Here is a 15,099-nt window from a genome sequence, read left to right as displayed (position 1 = left end):
ATCATTCGTCAAAAATCGGAAACGCGGGCAAGTCATGCTTGATGATACGGATCGGCGCATCCTGCGTCAGTACCAGGCCGCCCCGGACCTGCCCGCCGCCGATCTCGCGGACCGTGCCGGCGTCACCCCGACGACGCTGTCACGCAGGCTCGACCGGCTGCGCGGTGCAGGTATCCTGCGTGGTGTCCGCGGCGTGATCCACTGGCCCAGCCTCGGCTACACGGTCGAGGTGTCCTTGCGCATCCAGCTGGACAAGACCCAGCCGCGCGCCTTCGACGAGTTCATCGCGAGCGCCCGCGAGGTTCCCGAGGTGCTCGAGATCCAGACATTCCTCGGGTCGGTCGATGCGCGGGTTCAGCTGATTGCGCGGGACATGGCGGATTACCAGCGGCTTTACCGCGAGCGCATCCTGACCCTGCCGCATATCGCCGACATCGAGGCGCTGATGCATGTAGCCCGCGTCAAGTCGGCCGAGGCCCTGCCGCTGTGATCGCGCTGGATGAGATCGACCGAGGCCTGATCCGCGCCCTGGCCGAAGACGCGCAGGCCAGCGCCGGCGCGCTGGGGCGGCGTTTCGGCCTGTCGCAGCCGGCCTGCTGGCGGCGTATCAAGCGGCTGCGCGAGGCCGGGGTGATCGCGGGCGCGCGGCTGGATCTCGACCATGCGGCGCTGGGCTTTGGCGTGACGGTCTTCCTGGGGGTGAAGCTCGCCACCAAGGGGCGGGTGAGCCTCGAGGATTTCGAGCGCGCGGTCTCGGCCATCCCAGAGGTGCAGACGGTGGAACACGTGTTGGGCCTTTACGACTACCGCCTGCGGGTCGTGGCGCGCGACATTCCCGATTTCGAGCGCGTCCTGCGGCGGCGCATCATGACCCTGCCGGGCGTGGGCAACGTCGAGGCGAACGTGCTGCTGTCCGAGGAGCGGCGGCCGGGTCCCGTCTGAGCCCGCGCGCAACCGTGATCCCCGCCGCGGCGATCGGTCTGCCCGTGGCCTCTTACGGCCTTGGCCGCGATGCGGTAATCAGGACGCAAAGACACAGGAAGGAAATGGCCATGTCCGCACTGCTCGATACCGTCGATCCGGACGGGTTGGAGGAATTCTCGGTCGTGTTCACCGACCGTTCGCTGAACCACATGTCCGCCGCCTTTCAGCAGGTGATGCGCGACATCTCTGCCATGCTGCGCGAGGTCTACAAAGCCGACGCGGTGGCCGTGGTCCCCGGTGGCGGCACCTACGGGATGGAGGCGGTCGCCCGCCAGTTCGCCCGCGGCGCCGATGTGCTGGTGGTGCGCAACGGCTGGTTCTCCTACCGCTGGAGCCAGATCGTCGAGGCGGGCGGGTTCGCCGGCGACGTGACTGTGGTCAAGGCGCGGCAGACGGGCAACGCGTCGGACGCGCCCTTTGCCCCCGCCCCGATCGAGGAGGTCGAGGCGAAGATCGCCGAGACGAAGCCCGATATCGTCTTTGCCCCGCATGTGGAAACCTCGGCCGGGATCATCCTGCCCGACGATTACGTGACGCGGCTGGCGGCGGCGGCGCATGCCGTGGGCGCGCTGATGGTGCTGGATTGCATCGCTTCGGGTTGCGCCTGGGTCGACATGAAGGCGACCGGCGTCGACGTGCTGATCTCGGCCCCGCAAAAGGGCTGGTCCGCGACCCCGTCGGCGGGGCTGGTGATGCTGTCGCAGCGTGCGCTCGACCGGATGGCCGAGACCACCAGCGACAGTTTCGCCGTCGACCTGAAGAAATGGCGCCAGATCATGGAGACCTATGAGAAGGGCGGCCATGCCTATCATGCCACGCTGCCCACCGACGGGCTGCGCGCCTTCCGCGACACGATGGCCGAGACGAAGGCATACGGGTTCGGCCGGCTCAAGGATGCCCAGTTCGAGCTGGGGGCCAAGGTGCGCGCGCTCTTCGCGTCGAAGGGCGTGAAGTCGGTCGCGGCCGAGGGGTTCGGCGCGCCGGGCGTGGTGGTCTGCTACACTGGCGACCCCGAGGTGCAGTCCGGCCGCGCCTTTGCCGCGCAGGGCATGCAGATCGCCGCTGGCGTGCCGCTGCAATGCGACGAGCCGCCGGAATTCTCGACCTTCCGGATCGGGCTGTTCGGGCTGGACAAGCTCTATGACGTGGACGGCACGGTCGAGCGGCTGAAGCGGGTGGTCGACCAGGTTCTGTGACCCGGTCCCGGGGGCTCTGCCCCCAGACCTCGGAGATACTTGGAGCCCCAGGAGGCCCGGGTCCGCATCAGGTCCCGGCGCCCAGGCCCAGGCGCATCAGGCTCGTGCGGACCGGTTTCAGGCTGTAGAGCGCGTCTAGCCCCTTTGCCCGCAGGTCGCGCAGCACGGGTTGGCCCATCATCGAGATCCGGTTGAGCGCGGTGATCCCGGCGACGCGGGCACGGATGTCGGTGATCCGGGCGCGGTGATAGGCGTCAAGCATCTTCGCGTCGCCCAGCCCCTCGGGGCGTTGCACCGCGAGGTCTCGCAGGGTCGAGAGGTCGCGCAGGCTCATGTTCAGGCCCTGCGCACCGATCGGCGGCACCACATGCGCCGCCTCGGCCACAAGCGCGAGGCGCTGGCCCGACAGGCGTTCCGCCTCTTGTGCGACGATCGGCCAGAGCGTGCGGCGCGAGGCCAGCGTCAGCGGGCCGAACAGGTGGCAGGAGCGCTCCGACATGGCCTGCTCGAAGGCCTGCGTGTCGAGGGCCATCAGCGCCTCGGCCTTTGGGCCTTCTTCCATCCAGACGATGGCAGAGCTTGGGCGGCCATCGAAATCCGGCAGGGGAACAAGGGTGAAGGGGCCGCCGGTGCGGTGGATCTCGGTCGAGACGTTGTTGTGCGGGATCGGGTGGGTGACGGCAAAGGCCAGCGCCTTCTGGCCGAAGCGCGTGGTGCGCACGCCGATACCCGCCGCCTGCCGCATCGGAGAATTGCGCCCGTCCGCCGCCACGACAAGCCGGGTACGGACGCGGCTGCCGTCGGACAGGGTGACTCGGGCCTCTGCCTCTCGGGTGAAGAGGGCGGTGGTCGCGGTGCCGGGGCGGAAATCGACGCTGTCCATCTCGCCCAGCCGCGCCGCCATCTCGCGCCGCAGCAGCCAGTTGGGCAGGTTCCAGCCAAAGGGCAGGTCGCCCAGGTCGGTCGCGTCGAAATCGCGGGTGACGCGGGGTTCGGGCGTCTCGCCCCCGGCATCGACGATCCGCATGACCTGCAGCGGCATGGCGTGGTCCGCCAGCCTGTCCCACAGCCCCGACTCCTGCAGGAAGGCACGCGCCGGTTGCAGGAAGGCGGTCGAGCGCAGGTCGGCCCCCTCGGCCTCGCGCGCGGTCACGGGTGGGGCGGGATCGACGCAAAGCACCGAGAAGCTCGCCGAACCAAGGGCGGCGGCCGCGGTCAGACCCGCGATACCGCCGCCCGAGATGACGATGTCGTAATCCATGGACCTACTCCTTTGCCACGCAATCTAGGGCGCGCGGTGCGGGGCGGCCATGCGGCGAAGGCGCTTACTTGCCCACTGTGATGAGCAGCAGCACGACATAGATGACCGGGACCATCGACAGGGCGGCCATGGCCAAGCCGACAAGGCCCCAGAGGGCGGTCGAGCCGGCGAAAAGCCCGATGATCGTCAGCGCGACCAAGCCTGCGGCGCGTTCGTCGCTGATGCCTTCGCGGCGGGTGGTCATGGTGTCGGTGGTGGCAACAGTCATATTCGCGTCTCCTTATGTGTTCTGGAACGCGATATAGTGTGCTGCGGTGCAGCGGACAGGCGCAAAATGCCGCAGAGCGGCGCTAGCGGCGCGCCAGTCCGGTCAGGCGTGCGAGGAAGTCGCCGAGGTCCTCGGTGTGGTGGTGGATGTGCGGGGCGGGTTCGGGCTCGGGGGCGACGTGAACGGTGCGCAGGCCCATCGCGTGGGGGGCGGCCAGGTTGCGCGGGTCGTCCTCGAACATCGCCGCGGCACCCGGCTCCAGCCCGTCGCGGTCAAAGACCCGCTCGAAGGCCTCGCGGCGGGGTTTCGGCGCGTATCCCGCGTGCTCCACGCCATAGATCGCGTCAAAGGCGGCATCCAGTCCGCGCGCCCTGAGAACCTGCGCGGCATAGGGGGCCGAGCCGTTGGTGTAGACGATCTTGCGCCCCGGCAGGGCGGCGATGCAGTCCGCCAGGTGGGGGTCGGGTTCGAGCGCGTCGAAGGCGATGTCATGCACGTCCACGAGGTATTCGTCGGGATCGACGCGGTGGTTCTCCATCAGCCCGGCCAGCGTGGTGCCGTATTCGGCCCAGTAGCGGGCGCGCAGGCGGTCGGCCTCGGCCCGGCCGACCTGGGCCGTCTTCATCACGAAGGCGGTCATCCGCGTCTCGATCTGGTCGAAGAGGCGCGCGGCGGGTGGATACAGCGTGTTGTCCAGGTCGAAGACCCAGTGGCGGACATGAGAGAAGAACGGCTTTGGCATGTCTCTGAAATAGCGCGGCGTAGGGCCTGCGTCCATCGCGGTGGTTGATCGTTCGGCCCTGGCCTGTCTATCGTTGCCGGACGACGCCACGGAGCACGGCATGACCCTGACCAAGACCCCGCCGCGGGACGCCTACGGCATGATCCTCGACGCCATCGATTCGGGTATCTACCGCCCGGGCGACCGGCTGGTGGAAAGCGAGCTGGCAGAGCGGTTCGGCGTGTCGCGCACGCCCATACGCGAGGCGTTGCAGCGGCTCGAGACGCAGTCGCTGCTGACCCGAGACGGTCGGTCGCTGATCGTCGCCTCGCTGGATCACAACCAGATGGCCGAGCTTTACGCCGTCCGCACCGAGCTGGAGGGGCTGGCGGCCCGGCTGGCGGCGCGCCACGCCACCGAGGAAGAGGTGCAGGTGCTGCGCGACATGGTGAGCGACGATCGCGCGCTGCTGAAGGATCCCAAGGCGCTGGCCCGCGCGAACCGGCGGTTCCACAAGATGATCCACCTTGCCTCGCACAACCGCTTCCTGGTGCAGCAGCTGGACCTGGTGCACCGGTCGATGGCGCTGATGGCGACGACCTCGCTGGCGGCGCAGGGGCGCGGAGAGATCGCCCTGGCCGAACACCAGGCCATCGTCGATGCCATCGCGCGGCGCGACGAGGACGCGGCCTACAAGGCGCTGCGCGACCATATCTCGGTGGCCTTCGTGACGCGGCTGAAGCTGGACGTGCAGAACGCCGGCTGATCAGCCGCGCGGCAGGTCGGCGCCGGGCCCGTCGGGGGCGGAATGCCCGTGGTCGGTCTTGTCCCAGTAGAACGGCTTGCGCAGCACCTCCCAAAGCGCTTTGTAGATAGCGAACGTGCCCAGCGGGAAATACAGGAACAGGGTCGGCACCCAGGGGATCAGCCGGCGATGCGGGCTGCGCGCCAGCGCGATGATGCCAAAGGCCAGCGAGATCGCCTCGGCCGACAGGAAGGTGCCGATCAGGACGCGGCGCGAGGCGTCGCTCATGACACCGTCCAGCGGATGCGGCAGGCCCAGGAGGATCAGCCAGAAGGACCACAGAACCGGCGCCAGCACGAATTGCGCCAGCGTCGCCAGGAACAGCGTCTGCACCCCGAAGAAGCGCCACGGCCCAAGGTCGCGCCACAGCGCGCGGGGGTGGCGGCTGTGCACCCACCAGGTGATGGCATAGCCCTTGAGCCAGCGCGAGCGTTGCCGGATCCAGGGCCAGGCGCGGTTGTTCGCCTCTTCCCGGGTCACGGTCGGAATCACGTCGGTCCGATAGCCGCGCCGCGCCAGCAGCATGCCCAGGTCGGCATCCTCGGTCACGTTGTGGGCGTCCCAGCCACCCACCGCTTCGAGCGCGTCGCGGCGCAGGAAAACCGTGGTGCCGCCCAGCGGTACCGCAAGACCCAGCCGCACGAGGCCGGGCAGCAGCACCCGGAACCAGCTGGCATATTCGATGGCGAAACAGCGCGACAGCCAGTTGGCGCGCGGGTTGTAGAAATCGAGCACCCCTTGCAGGCAGGCCACGTCGCGCGGCGCCTGCGCGAAATGCGCCACCACGCGGTCGACCTGGTCGGGGGCGGGCGCGTCCTCGGCGTCGTAGATTCCGATGATGGTGCCCCGGGCAAAGTTCAGCGCATAGTTCAGTGCGCGCGGCTTGGTCATGGGCTGGCCTTGCGGCACTTCGAGCGTGCGGATCCAGCGTGGCAGGTGGGCCTCGGCCAGCGCGGCGCGGGTCTGGTCGTCGTGCTCCTCGAGGATCAGGATCACGTCCAGCAGGGTGCGCGGATAGGTCAGGCGCGAGAGTCGCGCGACCAGGGCGCGGGCGATCGCGCGTTCGCGGTAGAGTGGCACCAGCAGGGTAACGACAGGTGGCTGCGGTGGCATGCGCAGCTCGTCCGGCGGGGCGGGTAGGGGACGGCGCAGCGTCGCGACTAGCGCCGCCAGCTTCATCCCCTGGGCGACGATCAGCGAGCCCAGCGCCAGCGCCAGAGCCCCGCCAAAGAACATCTGCGGCGCCAGTGCCAGCAGCCCGACAGACAGCACCAGCGCCACCGCGGCCACGGCGCCCGCGCTGCGGTCCAGCCGCACCAGGTCGCGGCAGCTGTCAGCGGCGGGGCGCAAGGTCTCGGCGCCTCTCGCCAGTGCCGTGCCATGGCTTTCGGAGATGGTGGTGTGGATCTCGGCCTCGGAGGTGATCGCCATGGTGACCGGGCCGATATCGGGCGGCAACTTGGTCAGAATCCGCGGGAAATCGTCGGGCCGGGCGGTGGCCAGAACCAGCGTGTCGCCGCGCCGGAACCAGGGCAGCACTGCGTGGTCGAGGCAAAAGCGCGCGGGCAGGGCGGCGAGGGCGGTCTCGTCCGGCGGATGCGCGTCGCGGCGCAGCACAGGCACGCCGTGACGCTGCGCCTGGGCGTCCAGCAGGTCGGCAAGGGGCAGCAGGTCTTCGGCCTCGATCACCTGTGCCAGGGGCCGGTTGAGCCGCGCAGCCTCGGCCGTTGCTGACAGAAGGGCCTGTGGCGACAGGGCGCCGGCATCCAGAAGGATGCGGCTCAGCGGTTCGTCGCGCGGCCCCAGCGGGGAGGTGCGACGCAGGTCTTCCAGGATCTGTGCCTGCTGGTTCATGTCACGCTGTCGCCCGGTCCGGTTCGAAACCGATCCGAGCGTCACATGAAGTCGGTTAACAGGCGGTTAACCGGCTCGGGCCGTCTGTGGCGCGGGGCCGATTACCCGGCCGCCGCCATCGACGCCGCGAAGCGTTCGAACAGGTAGAAGCTGTCCTGCGGGCCGGGGCTGGCCTCGGGGTGGTGCTGGACACTGAACACCGGGCGGTCGGCCATGCGGATGCCGCAGTTCGAGCCGTCGAACAGGCTGACATGGGTTTCGACCACGCCTCTTGGCAGGGTCTGGCTGTCCACGGCGAAACCGTGGTTCATCGAGGTGATCTCGACCTTGCCGGTCTCCATGTCCTTGACGGGATGGTTCGCGCCATGATGGCCGTGGTTCATCTTGATCGTCTTGCCGCCCAGTGCCAGCGCCAGCATCTGGTGCCCCAGGCAGATGCCGAAGATCGGCAGCTCTGTCTTATCCAGCAGGTCGCGGATCATCGGAACGGCATAGGTGCCGGTCGCCGCCGGGTCGCCAGGGCCGTTCGACAGGAACACGCCGTCGGGCGAATGCGCCATCACGTCGTCATAGGTGGCAGAGGCTGGCAGCACGGTCACGTCGCAGCCCGCCGAGGCGAGGCAGCGCAGGATGTTGCGCTTGGCGCCGTAATCCACCGCGACGACCTTGTGTTTCGGGGCGACCTGGCGGGCATAGCCCTCGGGCCAGGCCCAGCGCATCTCGTCCCAGCGGTAGGACTGAGCGCAGGTCACGTCCTTGGCGAGATCGAGCCCGGTCAGGCCCGAAAAGCCGCGCGCGGCCTCGACCAGGCGGGCGAGGTCGAACTTGCCCTCGGGGTCATGGGCAAGCGCCACGTGCGGCGCGCCCTGCGCGCGGATGGCGCGGGTCAGGCGGCGGGTATCCACACCGCCGATGGCGATGCGGCCGCGCGCCGCCAGCCAGTCGGACAGACCGCCCACGGCGCGCCAGTTCGACGCCTCGGTCGGCATCCACTTGACCACCATGCCGGCTGCCACCGGGTCCGCTGTCTCGTCGTCTTCGGGGTTCACGCCGACATTGCCGATATGCGGGAAGGTGAAGGTCACGACCTGCCCGGCATAGGAGGGATCGGTCATGATTTCCTGGTAGCCGGACATAGAGGTGTTGAAGCACAGTTCGGCCACGGTCTGGCCGGTGGCGCCGAACCCCTGTCCGTAGAAGATGGTGCCGTCAGCCAGGGCGAGGCAGGCGGTGGGGCGCGCAGGAGAGGCGAGCATGGGCGACTCCGTGTTCCGATGGGCAAATTGGGCGGAACCTATGCCGGGGGCATTCCGGGGTCAAGGGTGATGGGGTGATATGAAGTTATTTGTTTTCAGTAGCTTGTGAGAAAGCCCTTGGTGTTGCCTGCATCCGCCTGTTTCGGTATGGTCCGCGCTCAGGCCATATGGGGATGGGCATGACGGATTTGCGCACTCAGGTATCGACTGCGACCAAGCAGGCGATGCGGGACAAGGACCAGGCGCGGCTCTCGACATTGCGGCTGATCAACGCCGCGATCAAGGACCGCGACATCGCCGCCCGGGGCGAAGGCAACGATGGCGGCGTCGACGATGCCGAGGTGCTGACCATCCTGGGCAAGATGGTCAAGCAGCGCCGTGAAAGCGCCAAGACCTACGAGGAAGGCGGCCGGCTGGACCTGGCCGAGCGGGAATTGCAGGAAATCACCGTGATCGAGGAGTTCCTGCCGCGCGCCCTGACCGAAGCCGAGGTCACTCAGGCGATCGAGGAGGCGGTGGCAGAGGTCGGCGCGGGTTCGATCCGCGACATGGGCCGGGTCATGGGGGCGCTGAAGGCGCGCTACTCGGGCCAGATGGATTTCGGCGCGGTGGGCGCACGGGTCAAGGACCGGCTGGCGGGCTGACCGCGCCCGGGGCGGGGGAAACGCCGCCCTATGCGACCGGCGGGAAATCGGTGGCGATGGCCGCCAAGTCCTGCGGATCGTCGATGCGAAAGCGCTGTACGAAGCGGGTCTTGAATCCGACCCGCCCGCGGCGCGCGCCGAAATTCTCGCCATGGTTCAGGATGTATAGCACCGAAGGGTGTTCGAGCGGCGTCAGCGCCCGCCCGGCCAGCGCGGCCAGGTGCGGGAACATCCGATGTTCATGTGCCGTCATCGCACGCAGGAAGGTCACGGCCTCGGGTCGGGTCGGGTCGAGGCGCAGCGCGGCGCAGGAGCCGCAGAGCTTCCAGAAGGGTTTGCGCAGCGGTTGCGCCAGAGAGGGCACATCGGCCAGCGCGATGTCTCCGGTCGCGTGATCCAGCACGAGACCCGCCTGAACAATGTATCCGCCCGGCGCCTGCCGGCGCAGCATCTCGGCCACGGTGCCGTGGCGCAGCAGGTCGTCGGCGTCGAAACTCATGACATAGCCCTCACCACCGCCCAGCGCGGGCAGGTGATCGCAGAGCGCGCCCAGCTTGCGCCACTTGTCGTTGCCGGGCGTGGGATCGTCGAAGGGCAGCCAGGTGATGCGGGGATCGTCGGGCAGGGGCGGACGCTGCTGGCAACAGATGACGGCGCGCCAGCGCGGATCGTCCTGGTCGAGAAAGCTTTGCAGGGTGGTCGCCAGCCGGGCGCAGACCGCCTGCCAGTCGCCCACGTGCTGCGGTCCGACCAGCGGGATCAGGAAGGTGACATGGCCGGCCGGTGCCGTGCTACGCGGCAGGCGTCGCAGTGCCAGGGCCGCCCGTTCAGACGGCGCCCGCGCCAGTCGCCCGGCCAGCGACGCCCCGCCCAGCGCCACCGCGAGGCGCAGCGCCGCGCGCCGTGTCTTGGGGGTGGCCGGTTCCTGCGCCATGCGCGCCCTTTCTCAGTCCCGGGTCAGACGCCGGACCCGGTCGTCCAGTTCGGTGAAAAGCGCCTTGCGCTCGTCTTCGCTCAGGAAGGCGCCGATCTCAACCTCTCGTCCGTCGCCCTTCATGGTGACGTAGTTCGGCACCGGCCCCCCCTTCGGGTGCAGCGAGACGCGGACCCAGTAGGTGTTCGACATCCATTCGCGCCGCGCGCCGCCCGGATCGGTCCGGGTCAGGTGCATTTCCTGCGGCGACAGCGTCAGCACCTCGAGGATGTTGCGGTCGCGCCCGTTGCGGTGCAGCGCATAGTAGAGCGCTGCCACTGCGCCCACGACGAAAGGCAGCATGCCCCAGAACAGCATCGTGCCGATCAGCCAGTAGAGCGGGATCGTGGCGAACAGGAAGAAGCCCAGCACCATCGCCGCGAAACCCTGCGGCGGCAACGAGTTGTGCGGCCAGAGGCGCAGCTCCAGCGGGGCGTCGGGAGGGTTGTCTGACCAGCGGTAGGGCATTGGCGTGTCCGTCAACTGGAAAGGCCCCGCACTGGGCGGGGCCTTTCGGTTGGTTCGCAGGCTCCGCTCAGTGGGCGTGCTGCTTGTCCCAGTCCTCGCGCTTCGGCAGTTGCTCGAACGTGTGCTCGGGCGGCGGCGAAGGCAGGGTCCATTCCAGCGTGTCCGCATATTCGTTCCACGGGTTGTTCTCGGTCGCCGGCTTGCCTGCGCGCAGGCTGTAGATGATGACGCCGAAGAAGAACAGGAACGAGGCAAAGGACAGGAACGCACCCCAGGACGAGATGTAGTTCCAGTAGGCGAAGGCCTCGGGGTAGTCGATGTAGCGGCGGGGCATGCCCTGACGGCCCAGGAAGTGCTGGGGGAAGAAGGTCAGGTTGGCGCCGATGAAGAACGTCCAGAAGTGCAGCTTGCCCGCCCATTCCGGATACATGCGGCCGGTCATCTTGGGGAAGTAGAAGTAGACCCCTGCGAAGATCGCGAACACCGCACCCAGCGACATCACGTAGTGGAAGTGCGCCACGACATAGTAGGTGTCGTGATAGGCGCGGTCCACGCCGGCCTGCGACAGGACGATGCCCGTCACGCCGCCCACGGTGAACAGGAACAGGAAGCCGAAAGCCCAGAGCATCGGCGTCTTGAACTCGATCGAGCCGCCCCACATGGTCGCGATCCACGAGAAGATCTTGACCCCCGTGGGCACCGCGATGACCATCGTCGCCAGCATGAAGTAGCTCTGCTGGGTCAGCGACATGCCGACCGTGTACATGTGGTGCGCCCACACGACAAAGCCCAGCGCGCCGATCGCGATGATCGCCCAGACCATCGGCAGGTAGCCGAAGACCGGCTTGCGCGAGAAGGTCGCGATGACGTGGCTGATGATGCCGAAGCCGGGCAGGATCACGATATACACTTCCGGGTGGCCAAAGAACCACAGGATGTGCTGATACAGGATCGGGTCACCGCCACCGGCCGGATCGAAGAAGGTCGTGCCGAAGTTGCGGTCGGTCAGCAGCATGGTGATCGCACCCGCCAGGACCGGCAGGGCCAAGAGGATCAGCCACGCGGTCACGAAGATTGACCATGAGAACAGCGGAACCTTGAACAGCGTCATTCCGGGGGCGCGCATGTTCAGGAAGGTGGTGATCATGTTGATCGCGCCCAGGATCGACGACGCGCCCGAGACGTGCACCGCGAAGATCGCGAGGTCCATCGAGTAGCCGGCCTCAGTCGTCGACAGCGGCGGATACAGGACCCAGCCCACGCCCGAACCCAGCTGGCCATTGCCGCCCGGCGCAAAGACCGAGCAGATCGCCAGCGTGGTGCCGGCGACATACAGCCAGAACGACAGGTTGTTCATCCGCGGGAACGCCATGTCCGGCGCGCCGATCTGCAACGGCATGAAATAGTTGCCGAAACCGCCGAACAGCGCCGGGATGACCACGAAGAACATCATCAGGATGCCGTGGCCCGTGATCAGCACATTCCACAGGTGGCCGTTGGGCGTACACTCGGAAACCGCGGCGGCGGTCAGCCGGGCACCCTCCATGCACATGTATTGAACGCCGGGCTCCATGAGCTCCATGCGCATGTAAACGGTGAATGCCACCGCGACAAAGCCTGCGAGCGCCGAGACGATCAGGTAGAGAATCCCGATGTCCTTGTGGTTCGTCGACATGAACCACCGGGTAAAGAAGCCCCGGTTGTCTTCGTGCTCGTGGCCGTGAATGGCTGCATCTGCCATTGTCTGCCTCCTGCTGCTGTTCCGTCGTACGCGCCGGGGAATCCCGGCACGTCGTTGCCTAGGTTTTCTAGAATGTGAGCGGCAGCGCAGCAATGGACGGATTTGACGCAGATCAAACATTTTTGTCGCACCCGGATCGGCGGTCAGTCGCGCGTCACGGTCTTGAAGGTCGCGCGCACCGGGGCGTGATCCGAGGTTTCCAGCGGGTTGGCCCCCGCCAGAAGGTGGGCGTCGAAGACCGCGTGGCCGGTCACCTGGGCCAGTGCCGCGGGGTTTTCGCCGTTCAGCGCGTTGCCGACCAGGATGTGGTCGAACGTGGCGCCCTTGCCGAAACCGGCCAGTGTCGGGCGCGGTCGCGGGGATGACGCGCCAACCGCGGCCCTGGCCGGGTAGAGCCGCCAGTCATGCAGGTGCGCCCGCTCTGCCGGAGGCAACTCGGCGGTCACGGTCCCCGCGATCTGCGGCACCGGTTCGGCTTGGGTCAGGATGCGCAGGGTCGTGCTGTCGGGTGTGTCGTTCAGGTCGCCCATGACGATCACCGGCAGGCCGGGCTCGCGATCGATCCGGTGCATGACCGCGGTATGCAGCATCATCGCCTCGCCGGTGCGGTGGATGATCTGCGCCGCGTCCAGCACCGCGCGCTGGTGCAGGTGAGACCGGAACCGCCCGCGCCAGTCGGCTGATTTCGCCACCGCCGCGTCGTCGATGCCGACACCCGGCGATTTCAGATGGCAGACCAGCACCAGCAGCGGCCGGGACAGGCCGGGAATCGCGATCCGCGCCTCGACCACGCCACGGCGGAAATGGAAATCCTCGGCCAGCAACCCCGCGCTCCAGAGATGGGTCGGCGGATCGAGCCGTCCCGCAGACAGGATCGGGTGGCGCGAGACCAGCGCGTTCACCGGCGCCACCAGCGTGCCGGACGCATCCGCGCGTCGCGGCGGGGTGTCGGGGATCGCCACGTGCGGATAGCCGGCCTCGGTCATCAACACGCGGAAGGCATCGGGCGAGAAGACCTCCTGGAAGCCCACGATATCGGCCTGCATCCGGTCCAGCGCCTGCCGGATGAAATCGCATTTTTTTGCCCATGCTTCAGGGTCGTAGCCGATGGAATCGCCATCCTGGAACCAGCGCTCGCCGGGGGTGCAGAACTGGCACAGGTTGAAGGTGGCGACGCTGAATTCGGGCATGGTGGGGCCTTGGCGGGAACGGACCGAGCCTAGCAGGTCGGCGCCGCAGGTCCAGCGGGCCGCGCAGGTCAGGCTTTCCGGACTGTGCGGAACCGTGAGGCGGGCCTAGCGTTGTCCATCTGCCCGACACTTGAAGGAGGGGGGCTGCCGCCCCGAAGCCACATGGCCTATTTCGACACCGACCTGAGCCTGACGGGGAAAGGCGTGCGCGACCTTCTTGCGCGGCTGTTCGAGACGCCCTTCGACCGGCGCCAACGCCGGCTTGCCGCCCGTGTCGCGGCGTTGCGCGCGCTCAGCGATGCCGACCTCGCGGCGCGCGGTCTGCGCCGGGACGAGATCCTGTTCCACGTCTTTTCCGGCCGCGAGTAGACGAGATCGCAAGTCGCTGGCGGAGGATCCCGTAAGGTCTGGAAGCGCCAGCGGCGAAAGCGCCGACCGCACTGATCCGCGCCGTCATCCACCGGATTGACGAGAGCGGCGCTGATCGCGGACGAGGGCGCAAACACTGCCTGGCAATGCCTTGCCGCCTCCTGCCGGCGTATTGACGAGGGTCAAGGAGGCGCAGTTTTCCGCATGCTATCCTCTTGCTTCGTTCACGGCGACCTGTCCGGCCTGTTTGCCCAGGCTGCTCCGGTCGTCCGTTCGCGATCTCAGACGGGAGGGAGGATCCCATGAAAATGCTGTTCAAACTGTCTGTCGCCGTGGCCGCCCTGGCCTCTGCCAGCATGGCGTTGGCCGCAGATCCCTTGGTCGATGTGGCCTGGGTGAAGGCGAATCTCGACAATGACGAGGTGGTGTTTGTCGATGTGCGGCCCATGCCCGCCTACCTGTCGGGTCATATCCCCGGTGCGGTTCACACGGACTATGGCGGGCCGAAGGACGCGTGGCGCGTCAGGGTTGGTGATGTGCGCGGCCTCGTCAGGACACCCGAGGACATTGCCGCGCATCTGGGGGCGATCGGCGTCTCCAACGACGATCACGTCGTGGTGGTGCCCGCGGGCGAATCCTCGGCCGACATGGGCGCGGCGACGCGGGTCTACTGGACGCTGAACTACCTTGGCCATGATGAGGTTTCGATCCTGGACGGCGGCATGGCTGCCTACCTGAAAGAGCTTGGCGCCGATAAGAAGCCCGTGAACCCGCTGGAAGAGGGCGCCGCGCAGGTTGAGGCCGCGCAGTTCGCGGCCGCGCCGCGCCCCGACATGCTGATTTCTGCCAAAGAGGTCGCGGCGCGGATCGCCGATGGGGCGGTCGCGGTCGACAACCGAAGCGCGGATTTCTACCTCGGCATCAGCAAGTCCGGCGCGGCGAAGGTCGCGGGGACGGTGCCGGGCGCTCTGAACCTGCCGCACAGCTGGACGACCGTGAACGCGGGCGGCACGTTCCGCGACCCGGATTCGCTGGTCAAGCTTTTCGGCGCTGCTGGCGTGCCCACGTCCGGCCCGCAGATCAGCTTCTGCAACACCGGGCAACTGGCCAGCATCGGCTGGTTCGTCAGTCATGAACTGTTGGGCAACGACGAGGCGATGATCTTCGACGGGTCGATGGCCGAATGGACCCATTCCGGCATGGAAACAGAGCGCAAGGTCGAGTTCTGATCCGACTCCGCCGGTGCCGGCCAGACCTCTCGCGCGGGATCATTGCCGCCATGTGCGGTCGGCGCCGCGACGGGATCCTGTTCCCCGTCTTTCCCGTGGGCACGGCCCTTGGCAGTATCCGCTGACGGAAAAGGGGCCGC

16 protein-coding genes are annotated in these 15,099 nt (G+C 67.7%); 7 read left to right on the top strand and 9 right to left on the bottom strand.

Features of this window, described 5'->3' with window-relative positions; all coding sequences use genetic code 11:
- Nucleotides 1-34: 34 nt before the first annotated feature.
- The 3 genes from KB874_RS10345 to KB874_RS10335 all read left to right on the top strand — a co-directional run bounded on the left by KB874_RS10345 (nucleotide 35) and on the right by KB874_RS10335 (nucleotide 2,180).
- Complete coding sequence (locus KB874_RS10345; RefSeq protein ID WP_212536508.1) at nucleotides 35-490, top strand: Lrp/AsnC family transcriptional regulator; 456 nt, start codon at nucleotides 35-37, stop codon at nucleotides 488-490.
- The gene (locus KB874_RS10340; protein ID WP_212536507.1) at nucleotides 487-942 is read left to right on the top strand and encodes an Lrp/AsnC family transcriptional regulator; all 456 of its coding nucleotides are present in this window, start codon (nucleotides 487-489) and stop codon (nucleotides 940-942) included. The genes KB874_RS10345 and KB874_RS10340 overlap by 4 nt, the downstream gene beginning before the upstream one ends.
- Nucleotides 943-1,052: 110 nt before the next feature.
- Nucleotides 1,053-2,180, top strand: coding sequence for an aminotransferase class V-fold PLP-dependent enzyme (locus KB874_RS10335; RefSeq protein ID WP_212536506.1), 1,128 nt, complete (start codon nucleotides 1,053-1,055; stop codon nucleotides 2,178-2,180).
- Between the two features lie 67 nt (nucleotides 2,181-2,247).
- Here KB874_RS10335 and KB874_RS10330 read toward each other — a convergent pair whose 3' ends face one another.
- The 3 genes from KB874_RS10330 to KB874_RS10320 form a co-directional block, all read right to left on the bottom strand.
- The gene (locus tag KB874_RS10330) at nucleotides 2,248-3,441 is read right to left on the bottom strand and encodes a UbiH/UbiF family hydroxylase (RefSeq protein WP_212536505.1); all 1,194 of its coding nucleotides are present in this window, start codon (nucleotides 3,439-3,441) and stop codon (nucleotides 2,248-2,250) included.
- 64 nt (nucleotides 3,442-3,505) lie between these two features.
- Nucleotides 3,506-3,709 carry a hypothetical protein gene (locus KB874_RS10325; RefSeq protein ID WP_212536504.1) on the bottom strand — a complete coding sequence of 68 codons (204 nt, stop codon included), beginning with the start codon at nucleotides 3,707-3,709 and terminating at the stop codon, nucleotides 3,506-3,508.
- Between the two features lie 82 nt (nucleotides 3,710-3,791).
- Nucleotides 3,792-4,451, bottom strand: a complete 660-nt coding sequence (locus KB874_RS10320) for a pyrimidine 5'-nucleotidase (protein WP_212536503.1) — start codon at nucleotides 4,449-4,451, stop codon at nucleotides 3,792-3,794.
- Nucleotides 4,452-4,551: 100 nt separating this feature from the next.
- Here KB874_RS10320 and KB874_RS10315 point away from each other — a divergent pair, with 100 nt between their 5' ends.
- Nucleotides 4,552-5,196, top strand: coding sequence for a GntR family transcriptional regulator (locus KB874_RS10315; RefSeq protein ID WP_212536502.1), 645 nt, complete (start codon nucleotides 4,552-4,554; stop codon nucleotides 5,194-5,196).
- Here the strand turns inward: KB874_RS10315 and KB874_RS10310 are convergent, their stop codons facing one another.
- Both KB874_RS10310 and carA read right to left on the bottom strand, forming a co-directional pair.
- Nucleotides 5,197-7,089, bottom strand: a complete 1,893-nt coding sequence (locus KB874_RS10310; RefSeq protein ID WP_212536501.1) for a glycosyltransferase family 2 protein — start codon at nucleotides 7,087-7,089, stop codon at nucleotides 5,197-5,199. It lies immediately after the preceding gene.
- A gap of 101 nt (nucleotides 7,090-7,190) precedes the next feature.
- On the bottom strand, nucleotides 7,191-8,345 hold the full coding sequence (gene carA / locus KB874_RS10305) for a glutamine-hydrolyzing carbamoyl-phosphate synthase small subunit (protein ID WP_212536500.1): 1,155 nt from the start codon (nucleotides 8,343-8,345) through the stop codon (nucleotides 7,191-7,193).
- Nucleotides 8,346-8,524: 179 nt separating this feature from the next.
- On the opposite strand from carA, the gene KB874_RS10300 reads away from it, so the two are divergent.
- A complete protein-coding gene (locus KB874_RS10300; RefSeq protein WP_212536499.1) occupies nucleotides 8,525-8,989 on the top strand; it encodes a GatB/YqeY domain-containing protein in 465 nt (154 codons plus the stop codon).
- 28 nt (nucleotides 8,990-9,017) lie between these two features.
- Here the strand turns inward: KB874_RS10300 and KB874_RS10295 are convergent, their stop codons facing one another.
- From KB874_RS10295 to KB874_RS10280, 4 genes are all read right to left on the bottom strand, one after another.
- Nucleotides 9,018-9,923, bottom strand: coding sequence for a hypothetical protein (locus KB874_RS10295; RefSeq protein WP_212536498.1), 906 nt, complete (start codon nucleotides 9,921-9,923; stop codon nucleotides 9,018-9,020).
- A gap of 12 nt (nucleotides 9,924-9,935) precedes the next feature.
- Nucleotides 9,936-10,430, bottom strand: coding sequence for a DUF2244 domain-containing protein (locus KB874_RS10290; RefSeq protein ID WP_212536497.1), 495 nt, complete (start codon nucleotides 10,428-10,430; stop codon nucleotides 9,936-9,938).
- 67 nt (nucleotides 10,431-10,497) lie between these two features.
- Entirely contained in the window at nucleotides 10,498-12,171 is a 1,674-nt protein-coding gene (gene ctaD / locus KB874_RS10285; RefSeq protein WP_212536496.1) for a cytochrome c oxidase subunit I, read from the bottom strand.
- A 143-nt stretch (nucleotides 12,172-12,314) separates the two neighbouring features.
- Nucleotides 12,315-13,361, bottom strand: a complete 1,047-nt coding sequence (locus KB874_RS10280; RefSeq protein WP_212536495.1) for an endonuclease/exonuclease/phosphatase family protein — start codon at nucleotides 13,359-13,361, stop codon at nucleotides 12,315-12,317.
- A 162-nt stretch (nucleotides 13,362-13,523) separates the two neighbouring features.
- Here KB874_RS10280 and KB874_RS10275 point away from each other — a divergent pair, with 162 nt between their 5' ends.
- Nucleotides 13,524-13,730, top strand: a complete 207-nt coding sequence (locus KB874_RS10275) for a hypothetical protein (RefSeq protein ID WP_212536494.1) — start codon at nucleotides 13,524-13,526, stop codon at nucleotides 13,728-13,730.
- A 302-nt stretch (nucleotides 13,731-14,032) separates the two neighbouring features.
- Nucleotides 14,033-14,959, top strand: coding sequence for a sulfurtransferase (locus KB874_RS10270; RefSeq protein WP_212536493.1), 927 nt, complete (start codon nucleotides 14,033-14,035; stop codon nucleotides 14,957-14,959).
- Nucleotides 14,960-15,099: the final 140 nt, after the last annotated feature.

This window comes from Thetidibacter halocola (assembly GCF_018224955.1).
GTDB classification, from domain to species: Bacteria; Pseudomonadota; Alphaproteobacteria; order Rhodobacterales; family Rhodobacteraceae; genus Thetidibacter; species Thetidibacter halocola.
This window is presented reverse-complemented; position numbering and strand designations above follow the sequence as displayed.

Coding starts and splice junctions, on each gene's coding strand:
- KB874_RS10345 (WP_212536508.1), top strand. CDS start 35: ATGCTTGATGATACGGATCGGCGCATCCTGCGTCAGTACCAGGCCGCC.
- KB874_RS10335 (WP_212536506.1), top strand. CDS start 1,053: ATGTCCGCACTGCTCGATACCGTCGATCCGGACGGGTTGGAGGAATTC.
- KB874_RS10330 (WP_212536505.1), bottom strand. CDS start 3,441: ATGGATTACGACATCGTCATCTCGGGCGGCGGTATCGCGGGTCTGACC.
- KB874_RS10325 (WP_212536504.1), bottom strand. CDS start 3,709: ATGACTGTTGCCACCACCGACACCATGACCACCCGCCGCGAAGGCATC.
- KB874_RS10320 (WP_212536503.1), bottom strand. CDS start 4,451: ATGCCAAAGCCGTTCTTCTCTCATGTCCGCCACTGGGTCTTCGACCTG.
- KB874_RS10315 (WP_212536502.1), top strand. CDS start 4,552: ATGACCCTGACCAAGACCCCGCCGCGGGACGCCTACGGCATGATCCTC.
- KB874_RS10310 (WP_212536501.1), bottom strand. CDS start 7,089: ATGAACCAGCAGGCACAGATCCTGGAAGACCTGCGTCGCACCTCCCCG.
- carA (WP_212536500.1), bottom strand. CDS start 8,345: ATGCTCGCCTCTCCTGCGCGCCCCACCGCCTGCCTCGCCCTGGCTGAC.
- KB874_RS10300 (WP_212536499.1), top strand. CDS start 8,525: ATGACGGATTTGCGCACTCAGGTATCGACTGCGACCAAGCAGGCGATG.
- KB874_RS10295 (WP_212536498.1), bottom strand. CDS start 9,923: ATGGCGCAGGAACCGGCCACCCCCAAGACACGGCGCGCGGCGCTGCGC.
- KB874_RS10290 (WP_212536497.1), bottom strand. CDS start 10,430: ATGCCCTACCGCTGGTCAGACAACCCTCCCGACGCCCCGCTGGAGCTG.
- ctaD (WP_212536496.1), bottom strand. CDS start 12,171: ATGGCAGATGCAGCCATTCACGGCCACGAGCACGAAGACAACCGGGGC.
- KB874_RS10280 (WP_212536495.1), bottom strand. CDS start 13,361: ATGCCCGAATTCAGCGTCGCCACCTTCAACCTGTGCCAGTTCTGCACC.
- KB874_RS10275 (WP_212536494.1), top strand. CDS start 13,524: ATGGCCTATTTCGACACCGACCTGAGCCTGACGGGGAAAGGCGTGCGC.
- KB874_RS10270 (WP_212536493.1), top strand. CDS start 14,033: ATGAAAATGCTGTTCAAACTGTCTGTCGCCGTGGCCGCCCTGGCCTCT.